Annotated in this window: 14 protein-coding genes; 9 read left to right on the forward strand and 5 right to left on the reverse strand. The window is 70.9% G+C overall.

Annotated features, from left to right (window positions below; all coding sequences use genetic code 11):
- The first annotated feature begins 178 nt into the window (after window positions 1–178).
- The gene (locus tag QTI33_RS21475) at window positions 179–5,230 is read left to right on the forward strand and encodes a non-ribosomal peptide synthetase (RefSeq protein WP_286508291.1); all 5,052 of its coding nucleotides are present in this window, start codon (window positions 179–181) and stop codon (window positions 5,228–5,230) included.
- Here QTI33_RS21475 and ilvB read toward each other — a convergent pair.
- Window positions 5,211–7,016, reverse strand: coding sequence for a biosynthetic-type acetolactate synthase large subunit (ilvB, locus tag QTI33_RS21480; protein WP_286508292.1), 1,806 nt, complete (start codon window positions 7,014–7,016; stop codon window positions 5,211–5,213). The two genes, QTI33_RS21475 and ilvB, sit on opposite strands and share 20 nt — an antisense overlap.
- 64 nt (window positions 7,017–7,080) lie before the next feature.
- On the opposite strand from ilvB, the gene QTI33_RS21485 reads away from it, so the two are divergent.
- The 8 genes from QTI33_RS21485 (at window position 7,081) to QTI33_RS21520 (ending at window position 14,353) form a co-directional block, all read left to right on the forward strand.
- Window positions 7,081–7,578 (forward strand): Lrp/AsnC family transcriptional regulator, encoded by a 498-nt coding sequence (locus QTI33_RS21485; RefSeq protein ID WP_286508293.1) that lies wholly within the window; start codon window positions 7,081–7,083, stop codon window positions 7,576–7,578.
- A 49-nt stretch (window positions 7,579–7,627) separates the two neighbouring features.
- Window positions 7,628–8,449 carry a thioesterase family protein gene (locus QTI33_RS21490; RefSeq protein WP_286508294.1) on the forward strand — a complete coding sequence of 274 codons (822 nt, stop codon included), beginning with the start codon at window positions 7,628–7,630 and terminating at the stop codon, window positions 8,447–8,449.
- A gap of 99 nt (window positions 8,450–8,548) precedes the next feature.
- Window positions 8,549–9,454: an SDR family NAD(P)-dependent oxidoreductase gene (locus QTI33_RS21495; protein ID WP_286508295.1), complete on the forward strand. Its 906-nt coding sequence runs from the start codon at window positions 8,549–8,551 to the stop codon at window positions 9,452–9,454.
- 40 nt (window positions 9,455–9,494) lie between these two features.
- A complete protein-coding gene (locus QTI33_RS21500) occupies window positions 9,495–10,397 on the forward strand; it encodes a LysR family transcriptional regulator (RefSeq protein ID WP_286508296.1) in 903 nt (300 codons plus the stop codon).
- A gap of 6 nt (window positions 10,398–10,403) precedes the next feature.
- On the forward strand, window positions 10,404–11,297 hold the full coding sequence (locus QTI33_RS21505) for a LysR family transcriptional regulator (RefSeq protein WP_286508297.1): 894 nt from the start codon (window positions 10,404–10,406) through the stop codon (window positions 11,295–11,297).
- A gap of 99 nt (window positions 11,298–11,396) precedes the next feature.
- Entirely contained in the window at window positions 11,397–12,551 is a 1,155-nt protein-coding gene (locus QTI33_RS21510) for a mandelate racemase/muconate lactonizing enzyme family protein (RefSeq protein ID WP_286508298.1), read from the forward strand.
- An 81-nt stretch (window positions 12,552–12,632) separates the two neighbouring features.
- A complete protein-coding gene (locus QTI33_RS21515) occupies window positions 12,633–13,643 on the forward strand; it encodes a Bug family tripartite tricarboxylate transporter substrate binding protein (RefSeq protein WP_286508299.1) in 1,011 nt (336 codons plus the stop codon).
- A gap of 2 nt (window positions 13,644–13,645) precedes the next feature.
- Window positions 13,646–14,353, forward strand: coding sequence for an arylmalonate decarboxylase (locus QTI33_RS21520; RefSeq protein WP_286508300.1), 708 nt, complete (start codon window positions 13,646–13,648; stop codon window positions 14,351–14,353).
- Window positions 14,354–14,366: 13 nt separating this feature from the next.
- On the opposite strand, the gene QTI33_RS21525 is transcribed toward QTI33_RS21520, so the two are convergent.
- The 4 genes from QTI33_RS21525 to QTI33_RS21540 are packed head-to-tail and all read right to left on the reverse strand — an operon-like array spanning window position 14,367 to window position 18,936.
- Window positions 14,367–15,188: an HpcH/HpaI aldolase/citrate lyase family protein gene (locus QTI33_RS21525; protein WP_286508301.1), complete on the reverse strand. Its 822-nt coding sequence runs from the start codon at window positions 15,186–15,188 to the stop codon at window positions 14,367–14,369.
- 1 nt (window position 15,189) lies between these two features.
- Window positions 15,190–16,557, reverse strand: coding sequence for an MmgE/PrpD family protein (locus QTI33_RS21530; RefSeq protein WP_286508302.1), 1,368 nt, complete (start codon window positions 16,555–16,557; stop codon window positions 15,190–15,192).
- 28 nt (window positions 16,558–16,585) lie between these two features.
- Window positions 16,586–17,776 (reverse strand): CaiB/BaiF CoA transferase family protein, encoded by a 1,191-nt coding sequence (locus QTI33_RS21535; protein ID WP_286508303.1) that lies wholly within the window; start codon window positions 17,774–17,776, stop codon window positions 16,586–16,588.
- Entirely contained in the window at window positions 17,776–18,936 is a 1,161-nt protein-coding gene (locus QTI33_RS21540) for an acyl-CoA dehydrogenase family protein (protein ID WP_286508304.1), read from the reverse strand. Before QTI33_RS21540 ends, QTI33_RS21535 begins: the two co-directional genes overlap by 1 nt.
- Window positions 18,937–18,941: the final 5 nt, after the last annotated feature.

The following is an 18,941-nucleotide window of genomic DNA, read 5'->3' on the forward strand; positions in this document are numbered from 1 at the left end:
CTGAGTGTTGCGCCAAACCCTCAATGTCAGTGACAGTTCAGCCCGCGCGCGGCAGAGTGTCCTTGATGCTGTCCACGTCCAGGAAACGCCAACCACCGGAACGCATCGAGGGCGCGCGTCGGTTCTGCCCCGCCGCCTGCGCTCCCCTGGTGGCGTCGGCCTGCCCGGTGAATCTGCCTTGATCGAGCACAGCGCCGCGACCCTGCACGCCCAGTTGGCGCTCCATGCGCTCGTACAGCCTTTGGCCACGGCCCTGCTGTCCCCCGGGCAGCGGGCCATCGGCTATGCCGAACTGTTCGCGATCGTGCGCGGCCTGCGGTCCTGGCTGGCGGGCCACGGGCTTTCGCCGGCCTCGCGCATCGCCGTGGTCATGCCGAGCGGGATCGAATCGGCCGTCGCCACCCTGGCGATCGGCGCCCAAGCCACCTGCATTCCGCTCCCTGCGGGACTGCCCGAGCCCGAATTGCTGGCCCTGCTGGCCGACGCGCGCGCCGACGCCGTCGTCGGGTTGCCTGGCGACGCCATGGCGTCCGGGCTCGCGCGGACCCTGAACCGGGTCGCGCTGGACTTCGACCTGCCGCACTGGCGCGCCGGCGCAGTTGAAGAAGCGGCGGATCTCCACGCCCCCTGGCCCGAGCCGTCGCACACCGCCTTCGTGCTGTTCACCTCGGGCACCACCGGCAAGGCCAAGCGGGTGCCGCTCGGACAGCGCCAGGTCGTGAGTTCGGCCCGCAGCATCGCGCGCCACCTGGCCCTCGCGCCGGCGGATCGTGCCCTGTGCGTGATGCCGATCCATCACAGCCACGGCCTGGTCGGCGGCCTGCTCGCGCCGCTGGTGGCCGGATCGTCCGTGGTCTGCGCGCCGGCCTTCGACGCCCCGGCCTTCATGGGCTGGATGGCCGAGTTCGAACCCACCTGGTACACCGCCGCGCCCACCGTCCACCATGCCATCGCGGACCAGGCGTCGCGCGAAGGCATGGCCGCGCCCGCCCATGCCCTGCGCCTGATCCGCTCGGCCTCCTCGCCCATGCCCGTGGCGCTGCTGCAGCACGTCGAGGATCTCTGGGGGGTGCCGGTCATCGAGTCCTACGGCATGACCGAATCGGCCACCCAGCTGGCGAGCAATGCCTTGCCGCCGGCGCCGCGCAAGCCGGGCTCCGTGGGGCGTCCGGTCGGCGCCGAACTGCGCGTGGTCGACGTGCACGGCCACGGCCTGCCCGTCGGGCAGGTCGGCGCCGTGGTGGCGCGCGGACCGGCCCTGTTCGAAGGCTACGAGGACAACCCCGAGGCCAATGCGGAGGCCTTCCGCGACGGCTGGTTCATCACCGGCGACCTGGGCCGCTTCGACGCCGACGGCGACCTCTTCCTCACCGGGCGCAGCAAGGAGATGATCAACCGCGGCGGCGAGAAGATCTCGCCCTTCGACGTCGAGCAGGCCCTGCTGCGCCTGCCCGGCGTCGCCCAGGCCGTGGCCTACCCCGCGCCGCACCCGACGCTCGGCGAGGACGTGCATGCCATCGTGGTCGCCGCGGCCGGCCGTTCGATCGAGGGACAGGCGCTGCGCGCTGCGCTGTTCGGGCAGGTGGCCGACTTCAAGATTCCGGCGCGCATCCGCGTGCTCGCAACGATTCCGGTCGGCCCGGGCGGCAAGGTCAGGCGCCGCGACATGCACGGCCGGACCGCCCGACTCGAGGCCGAGGAGATCGACCGGCTGGCCCCCCGGTCGACCGCCGAATCCATCCTGATGGACATCTGGCAGGCGGTGCTCGGCCGATCCGGATTCGGCATCCGCAGCAACTTCTTCGAACTCGGCGGCCACTCGCTGTCGGCGACGCAGATCGTCTCGCGCATCGGAGCGGCCCTGAAGATCGAACTGCCGGTGCGCAGCGTGCTGGAGCATCCGACCATCGAGAGCCTGGCCCGGGCCATCGAGGCCCGTCGACCGGACCTGTCCGGCGGCGCCGCCCGCGGGCATGACCCGATCGTCCCGGTCCCGCGCGAGCAGCCGCTGCCGGTGTCCTTCTCGCAGCGCAACATGTGGATGTTCCACGACATGGACCCGCACGGCGCCGCGTACCACGTGCGCAAGGCCCTGCGCCTGCGCGGGTCCTTGCAGGCGGCGGCGCTGCGCGAGGCGCTCGACACTCTGGTGGCCCGCCACGAGGCCTTTCGCACCACCTTCGCGATGGGGGAAGCCGAACCGATGGCCACCGTCGGACCGGTGCAGCCGGCGAACCTGGTCGGGCTGGACTTGCGCGCCATCCCCGGGCCCGAGCGGGACACCGAACTCGAACGGCAGGCCGCGCGCCTGGCGGCCGAGCCCTTCGACCTCGGTCACGGACCGCTGCACCGCTTCATCCTCGTCGAACTCGGCGCCCAGGACCATGCGCTGGTGCTGGTGCTGCACCACCTGATCGGCGACGACTGGTCATGGGGCGTGCTGTTGCGCGACCTCGAGGCGATGTACAACGCCGCCTGCACCGGAGCGCCCGCGCCCGCGCCCGCGCCCGCGCCGCGCCCATCGATCGACTTCGTCGACTACGCCAGCTGGCAACGCGGCCATGCCGACGACGAGGCGCTGGCCGGCGACACCGCCTATTGGCTGCAGCAACTCGCCGGCATGAGCCCCTTGAACCTGGTGGCCGACTCCGCCGTGACCCGCCGCCGCACCAGCCGCGGGGAGCATGTTCGACGGCTGATCCCCGACGACTGGATGCAGGAGGTGCACCGCTTCAGCGGGCGCCTCGGGCTCACGCCTTTCATGACCTTGCTGGCGGCGTTCCAGGTGCTGCTCGCGCGCCAGTGCGCGCAGCAGGACATCGTGGTCGGGACGCCGATCGCGGGCCGCACGCGGATCGAGGCCGAGGCGCTGGTGGGCTCGCTGGTCAACACCCTGATGCTGCGCAGCGACGTGCAGCCGGCGATGAATTTCCGCGAACTGGCCTGCCAGGTGCGCGAGACCTGCCTGTCGGCCTTCACCCATCAGCATGCGCCCTTCGACCACGTGGTCGACAGCCTGCGGCGCAACAACAGCGGCGGCCGGGTGCCCGAGGTCCGCGCGATGTTCAATGTGCTGAACACGCCCCGGCAGCTGCCCCGGCTCGAAGGCCTGGAGGCGAGCTTCATGCCCCTGGGCCTGGGCGCGACCCAGTTCGACCTGGCCCTCACCATCGAGACCGAGGACGAGCGTTCGCTGGCCTTGAACTACTCCACCGAGCTCTTCGCGCCGGCGACGGCCAAGGCGCTGCTGGACGGCTACCTCCATCTGCTGGACCGGCTGATGCAGGATCCGGAACGGCCCCTGCACGAGTTGGCGGCCGCCGACCCGCTGGAGCTGGCCAGGCTGGCGACGTGGAACCAGACCGCCAGCGCCTACCCCCGCGCCATGACGGTGCACGGCCTGCTGGCGGAGCAACGCGCCGCCGGCGGCACGGCGATCCTGCAGCTGCCGGGCGACGCGCTGGGCTACCCGGAACTGTGGTCGCGCGTGCACCGCCTGGCGCATGCGCTGCGCCAGCAGGGCGTGCAGCGCGGCTGCCGCGTCGGCCTGTGCCTGGAGCGCGGCCCGACCATGGTGGTCGCGCAGCTCGCGATCCTGGCCGCGGGCGCCGCCTACGTGCCGCTGGACCCGGCCTATCCCCGCCTGCGCCTGCTCGACATGGCCCTGGACGCCGGCCTCAGCCTGCTCATGAGCCCGCAGGAGATGGCCGAATGGTGGCGCGAGCACGGACTGCCGACCCTGGTGCCGGACGCCGAAGACGCCGCCTGGATGGCCCAGCCCGACACGCCCCTGCCGCCCGACGCCGAGCGCGACGCCGGCGCCGGGGACGCGGCCTACATGATCTACACCTCCGGCTCCACCGGCAAGCCCAAGGGGGTCGTGGTGCCGCACCGGGCGGTGGTGAACTTCCTGCTGTCGATGCAGCGCGAACCCGGGCTCACGGCGCAGGACGCCGTGCTGGCCGTCACCACGCTGAGTTTCGACATCGCGGTGCTGGAACTGCTGCTGCCGCTCGCGATCGGCGCCACGGTCGTGCTGGCGACCCGCGAGCAGGCCACCGACGGCGTCGCGCTCGGACAGTTGATCGAACGCTCCCGGGCCTCGGTGATGCAGGCCACCCCGGCGAGCTGGCGCATGCTGATCGACGCCGGCTGGCGCGGCTCGCCGACCTTCAAGGCCCTGGTCGGCGGCGAAAGCCTGAACCCGAGCCTGGCGCGCGAACTCCTGCAGCGAAGCGGCGAGCTCTGGAACATGTACGGCCCCACCGAGACCACGGTGTGGTCCACCTGCTGGAAGGTGCAGCCGGAAGCCCAGGCGATCTCGATCGGCCGGCCGATCGCCAACACCCGCATCCACGTGCTGGATGCGCAGGACCGGCCCTGTCCGCCCGGCGTATCCGGCGAGATCTTCATCGGCGGCGACGGCGTCACGCTGGGCTACTGGAACCGGCCCGAACTCAGCGCCGAGCGCTTCATCGCCGACCCCTTCGATGCCGATCCGCAAGCCCGCCTGTACCGCACCGGCGACCGCGGGCGCTGGCGGCACGACGGCCTGATCGAGCACCAGGGCCGGCTCGACTTCCAGGTCAAGGTGCGCGGCCATCGCATCGAGCCGGGCGAGATCGAGGCCCGGCTGCTGGCGCACCCCTCGGTGGCCCAGTGCCTCGTGACGGCGCGCGAAGACCGCCCGGGCGACATCCGCCTGGTGGCCTACGTCGTCCCGCGCGACGGGGCGCTCGACCCGCTCGCGCTCAAGGACCACCTGCGGCCTTGGCTGCCCGGCTACATGCTGCCCCAGCACTACGTGGCGCTGGCGGCGCTGCCCCTGCTGCCCAACGGCAAGATCGACCGGCACGCGCTGCCGGCGCCGAAGGCGGAGGACCGCTCGGCCGCCAAGCGCGGCGACGAGCCCGCCACGCCCGCCGAAGTCGCCCTGTCGGGCGTGTGGGGCGGCGTGCTGGGCCTGGCGCCCTTCGAGATCGCGCGCTCCGACAACTTCTTCGATCTCGGCGGCGACTCCCTCCAGGCCGGGCGCGTCGCCATCGAGTTCCAGCGTCTCGGCGGCGTCCGCCTGGAGCCGAGAAGGCTGCTCTTCGAATCGCTGGCGCAACTCGCGGCCGGCGCTGCGATTCCCGCCCCCGCCTCGGCGCTGGCCAGCCATGCGCAGCCCCGGCCATACCGCACGCGGCGGCGCCTGTTCAAGCAGCTGTTCAAGGGCTGGCTGCCGTGACCGGCTCCTCATGCCAGCGGTCCTTGGCGAGCATCACCCGGTGGTGGCCGCAACCGGCCGGCATCATCGGAAAGCAGTTCTCCTCGGCCGCCACCTGAACGTCGAGAAAGAACGGACCCTCGCTCGCCAGGCACTCGGCCAGCGCGGCCTCCAGCTCGGCGGGCGCCGTGACGCGCCGAGCGCCCCAGCCGAAGGCCCTGGCCAGCGCCACGAAGTCCGGCAGCGCCTCGTTCCAGCTGTGGCTCAGCCGGTTGCCGTGGTTCAGCTCCTGCCACTGCCGCACCATGCCCATGTAGCCGTTGTTCGACAGCACCAGCTTGACCGGCGTGCGGTGCTGCACGGCGGTCGACAGCTCCTGGATGTTCATCAGCACCGAGGCGTCGCCGCTCACGCACACCACCAGTGCCTCCGGGTGCGCCACCTGGGCCCCGATCGCTGCCGGCAGGCCGTAGCCCATGGTGCCGGCGCCGCCCGAGGTGAGCCAGCGGCCGGGCCGCTCGAAGCGCAGGTGCTGCGCGGCCCACATCTGGTGCTGGCCGACGTCGGTGGAGACGATCGCATCGCGGCCGGCCAACTGGCCCTGCAGCGACGCCATCAACTGCTGCGGCAGGATCGCGTCGGTGCGCGCAGCGAAGTCGAAGCAATTCCGGCCCTGCCAGCGCGCGATGCGCTGCCACCAGGGCGCGAGCCGCCCGGGTGCGAGGCCGTCGAGCGCGGGCTGGGCCAGCAAGGCATCGAGCACGGCGGCGCAGTCGCCCAGCAGGGGCACGTCGACCTTGACCACCTTGTCGATGCTGGCCGGGTCGATGTCGATGTGGATCTTTCGCGCCAGGGGACAGAATTCGTCGAGCTTGCCGGTCACGCGGTCGTCGAAGCGCGCGCCCACGCAGACCACGAGGTCGGCCTCGTGCATCGCCAGGTTGGCCTCCAGCGCGCCATGCATGCCCAGCATGCCGAGGAAGCGCGGATCGGAGCCCGGGAAGGCGCCGAGGCCCATCAGCGTCAGCGTGCAGGGCGCGTCGAGGCGGCGCACCAGGCGCGTGAAGGCGGCGCAGGCCAGCGGGCCGGAGTTCACCAGCCCGCCGCCGCCGTACAGCACGGGCCGGCGCGCGGTGGAGATCAGGTCGGCCGCGCGCTGCAAGGCATCGGGCGGCGGCAGCAGCGTCGCACGTGACTTGCGCGCGGGCACGGCCGGCTGCGTTGGCGCGGGCCGCTGCAGCAAGGCCAGCTGCACGTCCTTCGGCACGTCGACCAGCACCGGCCCCGGCCGGCCCGAGGCCGCGATCTCCAGCGCCCGGCGGATCACCGACGGAATCTGCTCCGGGCTGCGCGGCTGGTGGTTCCACTTGGTGACCGGCCTCGACATGCCGAGCGCATCGCTCTCCTGGAAGGCCTGGGTGCCGATCACCGAACTGGCCACCTGGCCGCTGATGCAGAGCACCGGCACCGAGTCGCTCATGGCGTCGAGCAGGCCGGTGATGGTGTTGCCGACGCCGGGCCCGGAGGTGACCAGCACCACGCCGACGCGGCCGGTGCTGCGGGCATAGCCCTCGGCGGCATGGACCGCCGCCTGTTCGTGCCGCACCAGCACGTGGCGCAGGCGCGGCTCGCCGTGCAGAGCGTCGTACAGCGGCAGCGCGGCGCCGCCGGGGTAGCCGAAGAGCGTGTCGACGCCGCAGTCGATCAGCGTCTCGAGCAGCGCGACGGCGCCGTTGCGCGGGCGGGGCGCCGCGGCGGGCACGACGGCCGGGACGGGCGGAAGGGGATGGGCTTGGAGAACTTGCATCACCTGATTCTTCTAGGGACGGCGCAGAATGTGCGTCATATTTAAGCCCCAAATCGCCTGCCTCATGAAGACCAATCGCCAAATCGATGATTCCAACGAAAATCCATCCGACAAGATCGATCTGGCGATCCTGCGGGTGCTGCGCGAGGATTCGCGCCAGACCTTGCAGGAGATCGGCGCCGCGGTCGGGCTCTCGCCCACCAGTTGCTGGACCCGCATCAAGAAGCTCGAAGCGCAAGGCGTCATCAAGCGCTACACGGTCGACCTCGACCCGGCCAAGCTCGGCTACCGCGACTTCGTCATCGTCCAGCTCACGCTGGAGAGCCACACCGACGAGACGCTCTACGAATTCGGCCGCGTGCTGGCGACCATCCCCGAGGTCCAGGAGGCCTACCTGGTGTCGGGCGACTACGACTACTACATCCGCATCGCGGTGCGCGACACCCGCGACTACGAGCGCCTGCTGCGCGAGAAGCTCTACAAGATCCCGGGCATCCGCCACAGCAAGTCCAGCTTCGTGCTGCGGGTGCTGAAGGAAGCGAGCGTGCCGCTGGGGCGTTGAGCCAGGTCGGCCGATGCTCGCCAGTCCCAGCAGCGCCGAGAATGCGGCCATGACCCCTCCCTCGATCGAATCCGAACGCCCTGACGCCGTGTTCACCCGCGAGGGCGAGACCTGGCTGCCCAGTGTGCTCTCGCGCGGCCCCTGGGACCCTCTCGCCCAGCACGGCGGCGCGCCCAGCGCCCTGCTGGCGCACCTGGCCGAAAGCGCCATCGCCGAACCCGGCTGGCAGCTGGCGCGCCTGACCGTCGAGCTGGTCAAGCCAGTGCCGGTGGCGCCGCTCGCCACGCGCTCCAACATGCAGTCCGCGCGCTCGACCGCGCGGCTGACGATCGACCTGCTGGCCGGCGACACGCTGGTGGCGCGCGGCCATGCGTTGATGCTGCGCAGCCAGGCGCTGGCCCTGCCCGATGGCCTGCCCGCCGCGTCGCCTGCACGCCTGCTGCCGGCGCCGCCCGACTGCAGCCAGCCGCTGCGCATCCCGGGCCTGCCCGAGGGCATCTCGTTCTACGCCACCGCGGTCGAGGCCCTGGCGGCCCAGGGCGACGTCTCCCGACCCGGCCCGGGCGCGGCATGGTTCCGGCTGGCGGTGCCGATCGTGCAAGGCGTGCCCAACTCGCCCGCGATGCGCGCCGCCGCCGCGGCCGACTTCGGCAACGGGCTCAGCTGGGTGCTGCCGCCCGACCGCTTCCTGTTCTCCAATGCCGACCTGAACCTGCATCTGCACCGCCCACCCGTCGGCGAATGGATCGGCCTGTCGTCGGAGACCCAGGTCGACGCCAGCGGCGCCGGCCTCACGCTGTCGCGGCTGCACGACGCGCAGGGTCCGATCGGCACTGCCGTCCAGACGCTGGTGCTGCGCGAACGGCGCTGACCCGGCCGAAGCCCCTCTTTCGGAACGACGAAGCACGGGCGGCGCCGCCCGTGGCATCCTGCGCAGGCGATTCCGCACGCAAGTTTCTGGAGAGATCCGATGGTCGAAGGCAAAGTGGTTCTGGTGACCGGCGCAGGGGGCGGCATCGGCCGCGACATCGCGCTGGCCATGGCGCGGCACGGTGCCCGCGTGGTGGTCAACGACATCGGCGCCGCGGTCGACGGCGCCGGCCACAGCGCCGGCCCGGCGCAGCAGGTGGTCGACGAGATCCACGCGATCGGCGGCGAGGCGGTGCCCAGCACCGACAGCGTGGCCGACGCCGCCGCCGCGGCCCGCATCGTGCAATGCGCGGTCGACAACTTCGGGCGCATCGACGCGGTGGTCAACAACGCCGGCATCCTGCGCGACCGCTTCTTCCACAAGATGTCGGTCGACGAATGGGATTCGGTGATCAAGATCCACCTGTACGGCAGCTACTTCGTGAGCCGCGCGGCCGCGACCTTCTTCAAGGAACAGAACGCGGGCGCGATGGTGCACATGACCTCGACCTCGGGCCTGATCGGCAACTTCGGCCAGGCCAACTATGCGGCCGCCAAGCTCGGCATCGCGGCGCTGTCGAAGTCGATCGCGCTCGACATGCTGAAATTCAACGTGCGCTCCAACTGCATCGCGCCCTTCGCCTGGAGCCGCATGATCGGCGCCATCCCGACCGACACCGACGAGCAGAAGGCGCGGGTGGCCAAGATCCAGCAGATGACGCCGTCGAAGATCGCGCCGCTGGCGGTCTATCTGGCCAGCGATGCCGCCCACGAGGTCAACGGCCAGATCTTCTCGGTGCGCAACAACGAGATCTCGCTGATCAGCCAGCCGCGGCCGCTGCGCTCGGTGCACCGTGCCGAAGGCTGGACGCCGCAGAGCATCGCCGAGCATGCGATGCCGGCGATGCGCGCCAGCTTCTATCCGCTCGACCGCTCGGCGGATGTCTTCAGCTGGGACCCGATCTGACCTTGTCGGGCCTCGACGGTTTTGGCGGGACAATCCGCCCGTGAACCTGCACTTCGACCTTTTCGACCTCAAGCTCTTCGCCTTCGTCGCCGAGGCCCGCAGCCTGACCCGCGGCGCCGACCGCGCCTGCATCTCGCTCGCCGCGGCCTCGACCCGCATCAAGCAGATGGAGGAAGCCATCGGCGGCAAGCTGCTGCACCGCACCGCGCAAGGCGTGAACCTCACGGCCGCGGGCGAGGCCCTGCTCTATCACGCCAAGCGCGTGATGCAGCAGATGGAGCACCTGCGCATCGACATGCAGGACTTCGGCAAGGGCATCAAGGGCCATGTGCGGGTGTTCGCCAACACCACCTCGATCACCGAGTACCTGCCCGAGAAGCTGGCCGGCTTCCTGACCCGGCACCCGGCGGTGCAGGTCGACCTGCGCGAATTCCTGAGCGAGGAGATCGTGCGCTCGGTGGCCGACGGCGGCGCCGACATCGGCATCCTCGCGGGCGACGCCCACACCGGTGACTTCGACGCCCGCCCCTTCGGCCGCAACCAGCTGGTGCTGGTGGTGCCCACGGCCCACCGCTTCGCCGACGCCAGCGCGATGGCCTTCGTCGACACGCTCGAGGAGCAGCATGTCGGCCTGCAGCACGCCAGCGCGATCCACCGCTTCCTGCTGCGCAAGGCCGAGCTGGCGGGCCGCGGCTACGCGCCGCGGATCCAGGTCGGCAGCTTCGAGGCCATCTGCCTGATGATCGAGGCCGGCGTCGGCGTGGGCGTGCTGCCGGCCTCGTCGGCACGGCGCCTGTCGCGCGCGCTGCGCATCGAGACCGTGCCGCTGACCGATGCCTGGGCCGAGCGCGAGCTCAAGATCATCGCGCGCAGCCGCGAGCAGTTGCCCGCCTCTGCGCGCGAACTCTTCGACTACCTGGCCCAGCCCTCGCAGCCGGACTGAGCCCCGATGTCGGCCGACCTCAAATCGCTGCGCCTGTTCGTGGCCGTGGCCGACCACGGCAGCATCAGCGAGGGCGCCAAGCGCTGCCACATCGCGCTGGCCGCGGCCAGCAAGCGCATCTCCGACCTCGAGGCGCGGGCCCGGCTGCCGTTGCTGGTGCGGCATGCGCGCGGCGTCACGCTGACCTCGGCCGGCCACGGCCTGCTGCTGCACGCGCGCGCCGTGCTGTCGGCCATGGACCGGCTCGGCGCCGAACTCGACGACTTCCAGAACGGCGTGGCCGGCGTGGTCAGCATCACGGCCAACGCCTCGGCCATCGCCCAGTTCCTGCCGGCGCAGATCGGCTCCTTCCTGCGGCTGCACCCGGTGCTCAAGATCGACCTGCAGGAGCGCGCCAGCACCGAGGTGGTCAAGGCCGTGGTCGGCGGGCTGGCCGACATCGGCGTGATCGAGGGCCACACGCCGGCCGACGGGCTCGAATGCCTGGCCTACCGCAGCGACGAACTGGCCGTCGTGGTGGCGCGCGACCACCCGCTGGCACGCCGCAAGCGGGTCGGCGTCGAGGAGGTGCTGCGCCACGACCATATCGTGGTGCGCGAAGGCACGGCGCTGCACCGCGTGCTGCTCGCTGCCGCGATCGAGGCCCAGGTCCCGCTCAAGGTGCGCATGCAGGTCGGCAGCTTCGACATGGTCTGCCGGATGGTCGAGCAGGGCATCGGCATCGGCGTGCTGCCCTTCGCCGCCATCCTGCCGCAGCTGCAGATCCTGCGGCTGCGCTGCCTGCGGCTCGACGCGCCGTGGGCGATTCGGCGCCATCTGCTGTGCGTGCGGCGCGAGCAGGACCTGACGGCGGCGGCGCGCTCGGTGCTGGAGCATCTGCGCAGCCCCGACACGCCCTAGCCTTCGCGTTTCGCGAAGCCTCGCGCCCGCCACAAACGAATTGTTCTCCCGCTTGCGCGCGTCAAGAATCGCGCCATCGAAGAAGCGAAGGAGACATTCTTGAAGATCATCCGCGTCAGCGCCACGCCGCTGAACATCCCGGTCACCATCGACGTGCTGGGCCTCGACAAGCAGACCTCGCTGTCGCTGTGCCTGACCGAGATCGAGACCGACACCGGCCTGGTCGGCCACGGCATGACCGCCATCACCGAAGAAGAGATCATCGCCGCCGCGGTGCGCGAAGTGGCGGGACCGGCCTTGGTCGGCGAAGACCCGATGGCCACCGAGCGGCTCTGGGAAAAGCTCTACTGGCTGCTCTCGCCGCGCGGCCAGACCGGCTACGCGAGCCACGCCATCGCGGCCCTCGACATCGCGCTGTGGGACCTGAAGGCCAAGGCGCTCGGCCAGCCGCTCTGGCGCCTGCTCGGCGGCGCACGCGCGCGGGTGCCGGTGTATGCGACCTTCGGCTTCGGCTTCTTCGAGCGCGACCAGCTCGCGGCGGCCGCGAAGCTCTGGGTGTCGCAGGGCTTCCGGCGGCTCAAGATGACGGTCGGCGGCCATGCCCTGGCGCGCCGCGACGAGCCGCGCCCGATCGACCAGGTGATCGACGAGGACGTGCGCCGGGTGGCCGCGGTGCGCGAGGCGGTGGGCCCCGAGGTCAAGCTCTACGTCGATGCCAACTGCGGGCTCGACCTGTTCCACGCCACCCAGCTGGCCCGCCGCATCGAGCCCTACGGCATCAGCTTCTTCGAGGAGCCGCTGACGCAGAACGACGTGCGCCAGATGGCCGACCTGCGCAGCCGCACCACGATCCCGCTCGCCTGCGGGCAGAACGAGGGCCTGGCCTTCCGATTCCGCGACCTGCTGGTGAACCAGGCGGCCGACGTGCTGCAGCCCAACGTGACGATCTCCGGCGGCTACTCGCAGTGCCTGAAGATCGCCGGCATGGCGCAGGCCTTCAACGTGCCGATCGACAACGGCGGCGCCTGGCCCTTCCACAACATGCACCTGCATGCCGGCGTGGCCAATGGCGGCATGGTCGAATACCACTATGTCGCGGTGCAGATGCTCAAGCAGATCTTCGACGGCCTGCCGGTGCCCGACCAGGGCTGGCTCACGCTGCCCGAGACGCCGGGGCTCGGCTTCGCGCCGAATGCGGACCGGGTGCGGGAGCTGGCGAAACTCCCCACCTCGCACGGCAAGGGCAAGGCCTAGGATGCGGTTCCGCGGTATCCCTGGGATCTGGCGGCGCCGGCGTTTCATCCACCTGGAACTGACAACGATATCGGAGACACGATGAACGAGAGACAGCAAGCGGCTCGACCCCCACGCCGGCGGGCCCTGCGCCTGGCGACGCTGGCCACGCTGGGGATGGCCCTCGGCATGGCGGGCGCCGCCTGGGCCCAGAAGTACCCCGACCGGCCGATCCGCCTGGTGGTGGGCTATTCGGCCGGCGGCGGGGTCGACGCCGCGGCCCGCATCCTCAGCGCCCGCCTGCCGGCGGTGCTGGGCCAGCAGGTGGTGGTCGAGAACCGCGCCGGCGCCACCGGCATGATCGCTGCCGACCTGGTCGCCAAGGCCGCGCCGGACGGCTACACGCTGATGATGGGCGACAGCGCCATGCTGATCACCAAGCTGCTGCAGCCGAAGATCGCGATCGACCCCATGACCAGCTTCAAGCCGGTGGCCGGTGCCTTCGTCTCGCCGTTGATGATCGTCACCGGCAACGACTTCCCGGCCCGCACGCCGGCCGAACTGGTGACCGAGCTCAAGACCCATCCGGGCCGCTATTCCTTCGCCACCTCGGGCGTCGGCACGGTGCAGCACCTGGGCTTCGAAATGCTCAAGCAGAGCACGGGCAGCTTCGTGGTCCACGTGCCCTATCGCGGCGCCGCGCAGATCGTGCCCGACGTGGTCGGCGGGCAGGTGCCGATCGGCGTCGTCAGCGCCACGGCGGGCATGGCGCAGGCCAAGGCCGGCAAGCTGCGCGCGGTGGCCCTCATGAACACGGCGAAGCTCGACGGCGCCGACGGCGTGGCGCCGCTGGCCGACGCGCTGCCGGGCTTCGACGTGGCGCCGCGGCTCTTCGTGCTGGCGCCGGCGGGCACGCCCGACGAGATCGTCGACAAGCTCTCGGCCGCGGTGAAGGCCGTGCTCGACACGCCCGAGGCGGCCACCGCGGCCGCTGCGCAGGGCACCCTGCGGGCCTACGCGACGCCGGCCCAGCTGCGCCAGGCCATGGCCGACGAGAACGCACGCTGGAAGCGGATCATCACCGACCAGCGCATCGTGGCCGAAGGGAGTTGACGGTGACGCCAGCGCACCTGGGCTTGATCGTTCCCCCGGCCGCCGGCGCGGTGCCGGTCGACGGCCCGCTGCTGTACGGCGAGCGCATCCGCTTCAGCGCCCGCGGGCTCGGTCTGGGCGAGATCTCGACGCGCGGCTACACCGAGGTGATCGACTCGGTGATCGAGAAGGCGCTCGGCCTGGCCGCCCAAGGCGTCTCGGCCGTCTCGCTGATGGGCACCTCGCTGAGCTTCTTCCGTGGCGCCGCCTTCAACCGGCAACTGCAGCAGGAGATGGCACGCGCCACCGGCCTGCCCTGCAGCACCATGAGCGATGCGATCGTCGGCGGCCTGCGCAGCCTCGGCGTGCGGCGGCCCGCGGTGGCGACCGCGTACATCGACGAGGTCAATGTGCAGCTCCGGCGCTACCTGGAGGACAGCGACTTCGAACCGCTCGCCTTGCAAGGCTTGTCGATCTCCGACGTGCAAGCGGTCGGTGAAGTACCGACCGCCGTGCTGGCCGAGCTCTGCACGACCGTCTTCGAGGCGAGTCCGGGGGCGGACGGCATCCTGATCTCGTGCGGCGGATTGGTCACGCTCGATGCGGTGCGCGCGGTCGAGGCGCGCTACGGCGTGCCGGTGGTGTCGAGCTCGCCCGCAGGCTTCTGGGACCTGGTGCGTTGCGCGGGGCTCGACGCGCGCTCGCCGGGGCACGGGCGGCTGTTCGACTGAACGCGCGGACGGCTCAGCCGCGGGCGGCCGCGGCGAGCAGCGCCTGCGCCTTGAGCACCACGGGGCGGTCGACCATCTTGCCGTCGACCGCGACCGGCGCGCCGCCGCTGGCCGCATCGGCCGCGATGACGCGCTGTGACCATTCGATCTGTCCCGGCGTGGGCGAGAAGCCCCGGTTGACCGTATCCACCTGCTTCGGATGGATGCACAGCTTGCCGCCGAAGCCCAGGCGCCGCGCCTGCCTCGCATCGGCCTCGACACTGGCTGGGTCGTCGATCGCGGTGCTGACGCCATCGACCGGCGGCTGCAAGCCGGCGAGGCGGGACGCGAGGACGATCCGGGAGCGAAAGAATAGCAACTCGATGCCCTCGCCTTCGATGCCCAGGTCGGCCTGGAAATCGATCGAACCGAAGACCAGCCGCTGGACCCCCGGCGCCGCGGCGATCGCGCCGAGCTGGTCGATGCCGCGCGCGGTCTCGACCAGCGGCCACAGCGCAGCCGCAGGCAGGACCTCGGCGATCGCCCGCAGCACCGCCGCGTCCTCGGCCTTGGGGAGCATCAAGGCGGCGACGCCCGCTTGCGCGCACAGCGCGAGGTCGGCGGCATGCCAGGGCGTGTCGGCGGCGTTGATGCGCACGCCGACGATCGGGCCGCCATCGTCCCCGCGCGCCATGAGCCAGTGGGCGAGCTGCGCGCGCGCTTCGGCCTTGCGCTCGATGGGCACCGCGTCCTCGAGATCGAGCACGATCGCATCGGCGCCGCTCTGGCAGGCCTTGTCGAAGCGCGCGGGCTGATGGCCAGGGACGAACAGCAGGCTGCGCGCGACGGCTGCCATGTCAGCCCAGCAGGCGATCGACGCGCGCTGCGTCCGCCAGCCCCCAGATGCGATCGCACAGGGCCTGCGCCTCCTCGGGCGTGGCGGCTGCGCCGTACTGCACCAGCCGCTTCATCTTGTCCTCGATCTCGGCCCGGCTCAGCGTGTCGCCGGGGTCGCCCTTCGGTTCGTCGACCCGACCCGGGAAGCGGCGCCCATCGGTGGTCTCGATGCTGACCTTGCCGATCCAGCGCGCCGGGTAGGCGGTGTCGACCTCGCGGTCGAGCTCCATCATGACCTTGTCGCGGAAGGCCGCCACCTCGGGCGCCAGGTAGTCGCGGTCGAATTCGGTCAGGCCGGCGCGGCCATGCACCGCGATCAGGCCCAGCACCGTGCCCATCGAGAACTTGCCCTGGTGCACCGTGGTCGGCACAACGACACGGCCCAGCACGTCGATGGCGCCCTGGTGGACATGGGTCACGACCCGCGCGATGTCGCTGTGCTTCAGGCCGTGCGCCGTCATCACCTGCAGCAGCGCATCGGCGGCCGGGTGCGTGTGGCGGCAGGAGGCGTGGTACTTGAAGGAGGTCTCGGCCAGCGTCCAGCGCGTGCCCAGCCCATCGACGAGGCGCGCGGGGTCGGCATCGCTCGACATGCCCACGCCCAGGCCCTGCGCGCCTTCGAGCACGTGCTGCGCGCCCGTGAAGCCGTCCTTCGCGAGGTAGGCCGACATCAACCCGCTTGCGGCCGCATGCGCGCAGTGCAGCTGCTTCGAATCGGCGGCGTCCCGCAGGAACTCCCAGACCCCGGCCGACTGGGTGCCGGCCGAGCCGAAGGCATGCAGCATCTGGGCCGGCGTGAGTTCCAGCAGCCGCCCCACCGCCGCCGCGGCCGCCAGTGTGCCGGCGGTGGCGGTGGTGTGGAAGGTGCGGTAGTGCGAGCGGCCGAGGAATTCGCCGACCCGGATGCCGACTTCATAGCCGGCCACCACCGCCGTCAGCAACTGCGCCCCGCTCGCGCCCAGGGCCTGGGCGGTGGCCAGCGCGGGTGCGAACACGACCGCGGCCGGATGGAACACCGAGCCGTTGTGGACATCGTCCTGCTCGACGTAGTGCGAGGCCGCGGCATTCACCAGCGCCGCGAAGACCGGCGAGGTGGTGCGGCGCGAGATCAGCACTTCGCTCGAACCCTCGGCCGGGCCCATCGTCTCGGCGAAGCGCTGGATGGCCTGCACCGGACGCGCCGAGCGGGCGGCGAGCACGGAGCCCAGCCAGTCGAGCATCAGGTCTTCGGCGCGGCGCAGGACCGGGTCGGGGATCTGCGAGAAAGAGAGGCCGGCGGCGAAGGTGGCGAGGGTCCGGCTCGGGTGATCGAAGGTGTTGGCGCTCATGGCAAGTTTCTTGGTCAGTAAAGGGGACTCAGACGGCGCCGGCCGAACGCAGCGCCGCGATGGCGTCCGCGTCGTAGCCGAACTCGGCCAGGATCGCGTCGGTGTGCTGGCCCAGCGTGGGCACCGCATCCATGCGCGCATCCCATTCGCGCGGCATGCCCGGCGGCAGCAGCGCGGGAATCGGGCCGGCGCCCGTGCCCACCTCGGTCCAGCGCTCGCGCGCCGCGAGCTGCGGGTGGTTCCAGACGTCGTGCATCGTGTTGACCTGCGCGGTCGCGATCTGCGCGGCGTCGAGGCGCTGCATGATCTGCGTCGCGGTGAAGGGCGCGAAAGCCTGCACGATGATCTCGCGCAGCGCGTCGCGCGATTCGGTGCGCAGCGTGTTGGAGGCGAAGCGCGCATCGGTCGCCAGGGCCGGCTGCTCCAGCACCTTGGCGCAGAACACCTGCCATTCGCGCTCGTTCTGCAGGCCCAGCATGACCAGCTTGCCGTCGCCGGCCGGGAACGGGCCGTAGGGATAGATGGTCGCGTGCGCGGCGCCCGCGCGCGGCGGCGGCTCGGCGCCGTCGAAGGCGTAGTACATCGGGAAGCTCATCCACTCGACCATGCTCTCGAGCATCGAGACATCGATGCGGCAGCCCTTGCCCGTCTTGCCGCGCTGCAGCAGCGCCGCCAGGATGTTGCTGTAGGCGTACATGCCCGCCGAGATGTCGGCGATCGAGCAGCCGGCCTTCGCCATGTCCTGCGGCGTGCCGGTGACCGAGAGGAAGCCGGACTCGCTCTGGATCAGCAGGTCGTAGGCCTTGCTGTCACGGTACGGACCAGGCTTGTGCGCATCGTCGCCATAGCCCGAAATGTCGCACACGACCAGGCCCGGATGCTTCGGCGCCAGGGCCTCGAACGACAGGCCCAGCCGTGCGGCCGCGCCGGGTGCGAGGTTCTGCACCAGCACGTCGGCCCCGGCCACGAGGCGCTGAAGGATCTCCTGGCCCTTCGGATGCTTCACGTCGAGCGTCAGGCTCTCCTTCGAGCGGTTGGTCCAGACGAAGTGCGAGGCCAGCCCGTGCACGCGCTGGTCGTAGGCGCGCGCGAAGTCGCCGCTGCCGGGCCGCTCGACCTTGATGACGCGCGCGCCCAGGTCGGCCAGCTGCCGGGTGCAGAACGGCGCCGCGATCGCGTGTTCGAGCGTGAGGACGGTGATGCCTTCGAGCGGGCGCATCAGAAGCTCCTTGGCAGGCCCAGCATGTGCTCGGCCACGTAGCTCAGGATCAGGTTGGTCGAGATCGGCGCCACCTGGTAGAGCCGGGTCTCCCGGAACTTGCGCTCGACGTCGTACTCGCAGGCGAAGCCGAAGCCGCCGTGGAACTGCAGGCAGGCGTTGGCCGCTTCCCACGAGGCCTTGGCGGCGAGGTACTTCGCCATGTTGGCCTGGGCGCCGCAGGGCTCGTGCGCGTCGAAGCGGCGGCAGGCCTCGTAGCGCATCAGGTCGGCGGCCTCGATCTCGATGTGGGCCTCGGCGATCGGGAACTGCACGCCCTGGTTCTGGCCGATCGGCCGGCCGAAGACCACGCGCTCCTTGACATAGGCCGTGACCTTGTCGATGAACCAGTGGCCGTCGCCGATGCACTCGGCCGCGATCAGCGTGCGCTCGGCATTGAGGCCGTCGAGGATGTACTTGAAGCCCTGCCCTTCCTCGCCGATCAGGTTCTCGGCCGGGATTTCGAGATTCTCGAAGAACAGCTCGTTGGTCTCGTGGTTGACCATGTTGAGGATCGGCCGCACCGTGAGCCCGTGGCCGATGGCCTCGCGCAGGTCGACGATGAAGATCGACATGCCCTCGGACTTCTTCTTGACATCGGCCAGCGGCGTGGTGCGCGCCAGCAGGATCATCAGGTCGGAGTGCTGGATGCGCGAGATCCACACCTTCTGGCCGTTGATGACGTAGCGGTCGCCCTTCTTCACGGCCGTGGTCTTGATTTTGGTGGTGTCGGTGCCGGTCGACGGCTCGGTCACGCCCATCGACTGCAGGCGCAGTTCGCCGGTCGCGATCTTCGGCAGGTACTTGCGCTTCTGTTCCTCGGACCCATGCCGCAGCAGGGTGCCCATGTTGTACATCTGGCCATGGCAGGCGCCCGAGTTGCCGCCCGCGCGGTTGATCTCTTCCATGATCACGGAGGCTTCGGTGAGCCCCAGGCCCGAGCCGCCGTATTCCTGCGGGATCAGCGCGGCCATCCAGCCGGCCTTGGTCAGTGCGTCGACGAATTCGGCCGGGTAGGCACGGGCCTCGTCGACCTTGCGGAAGTACTCGTTCGGGAACTGGGCGCAGAGGTCGCGCACGGCGTCGCGGATGTCGGGAAAGCGGGGGTTGGAGTCGGTCATGGCGA

It is taken from the genome of Variovorax davisae, assembly GCF_030316845.1.
GTDB classification, from domain to species: Bacteria; Pseudomonadota; Gammaproteobacteria; order Burkholderiales; family Burkholderiaceae_C; genus Variovorax; species Variovorax davisae.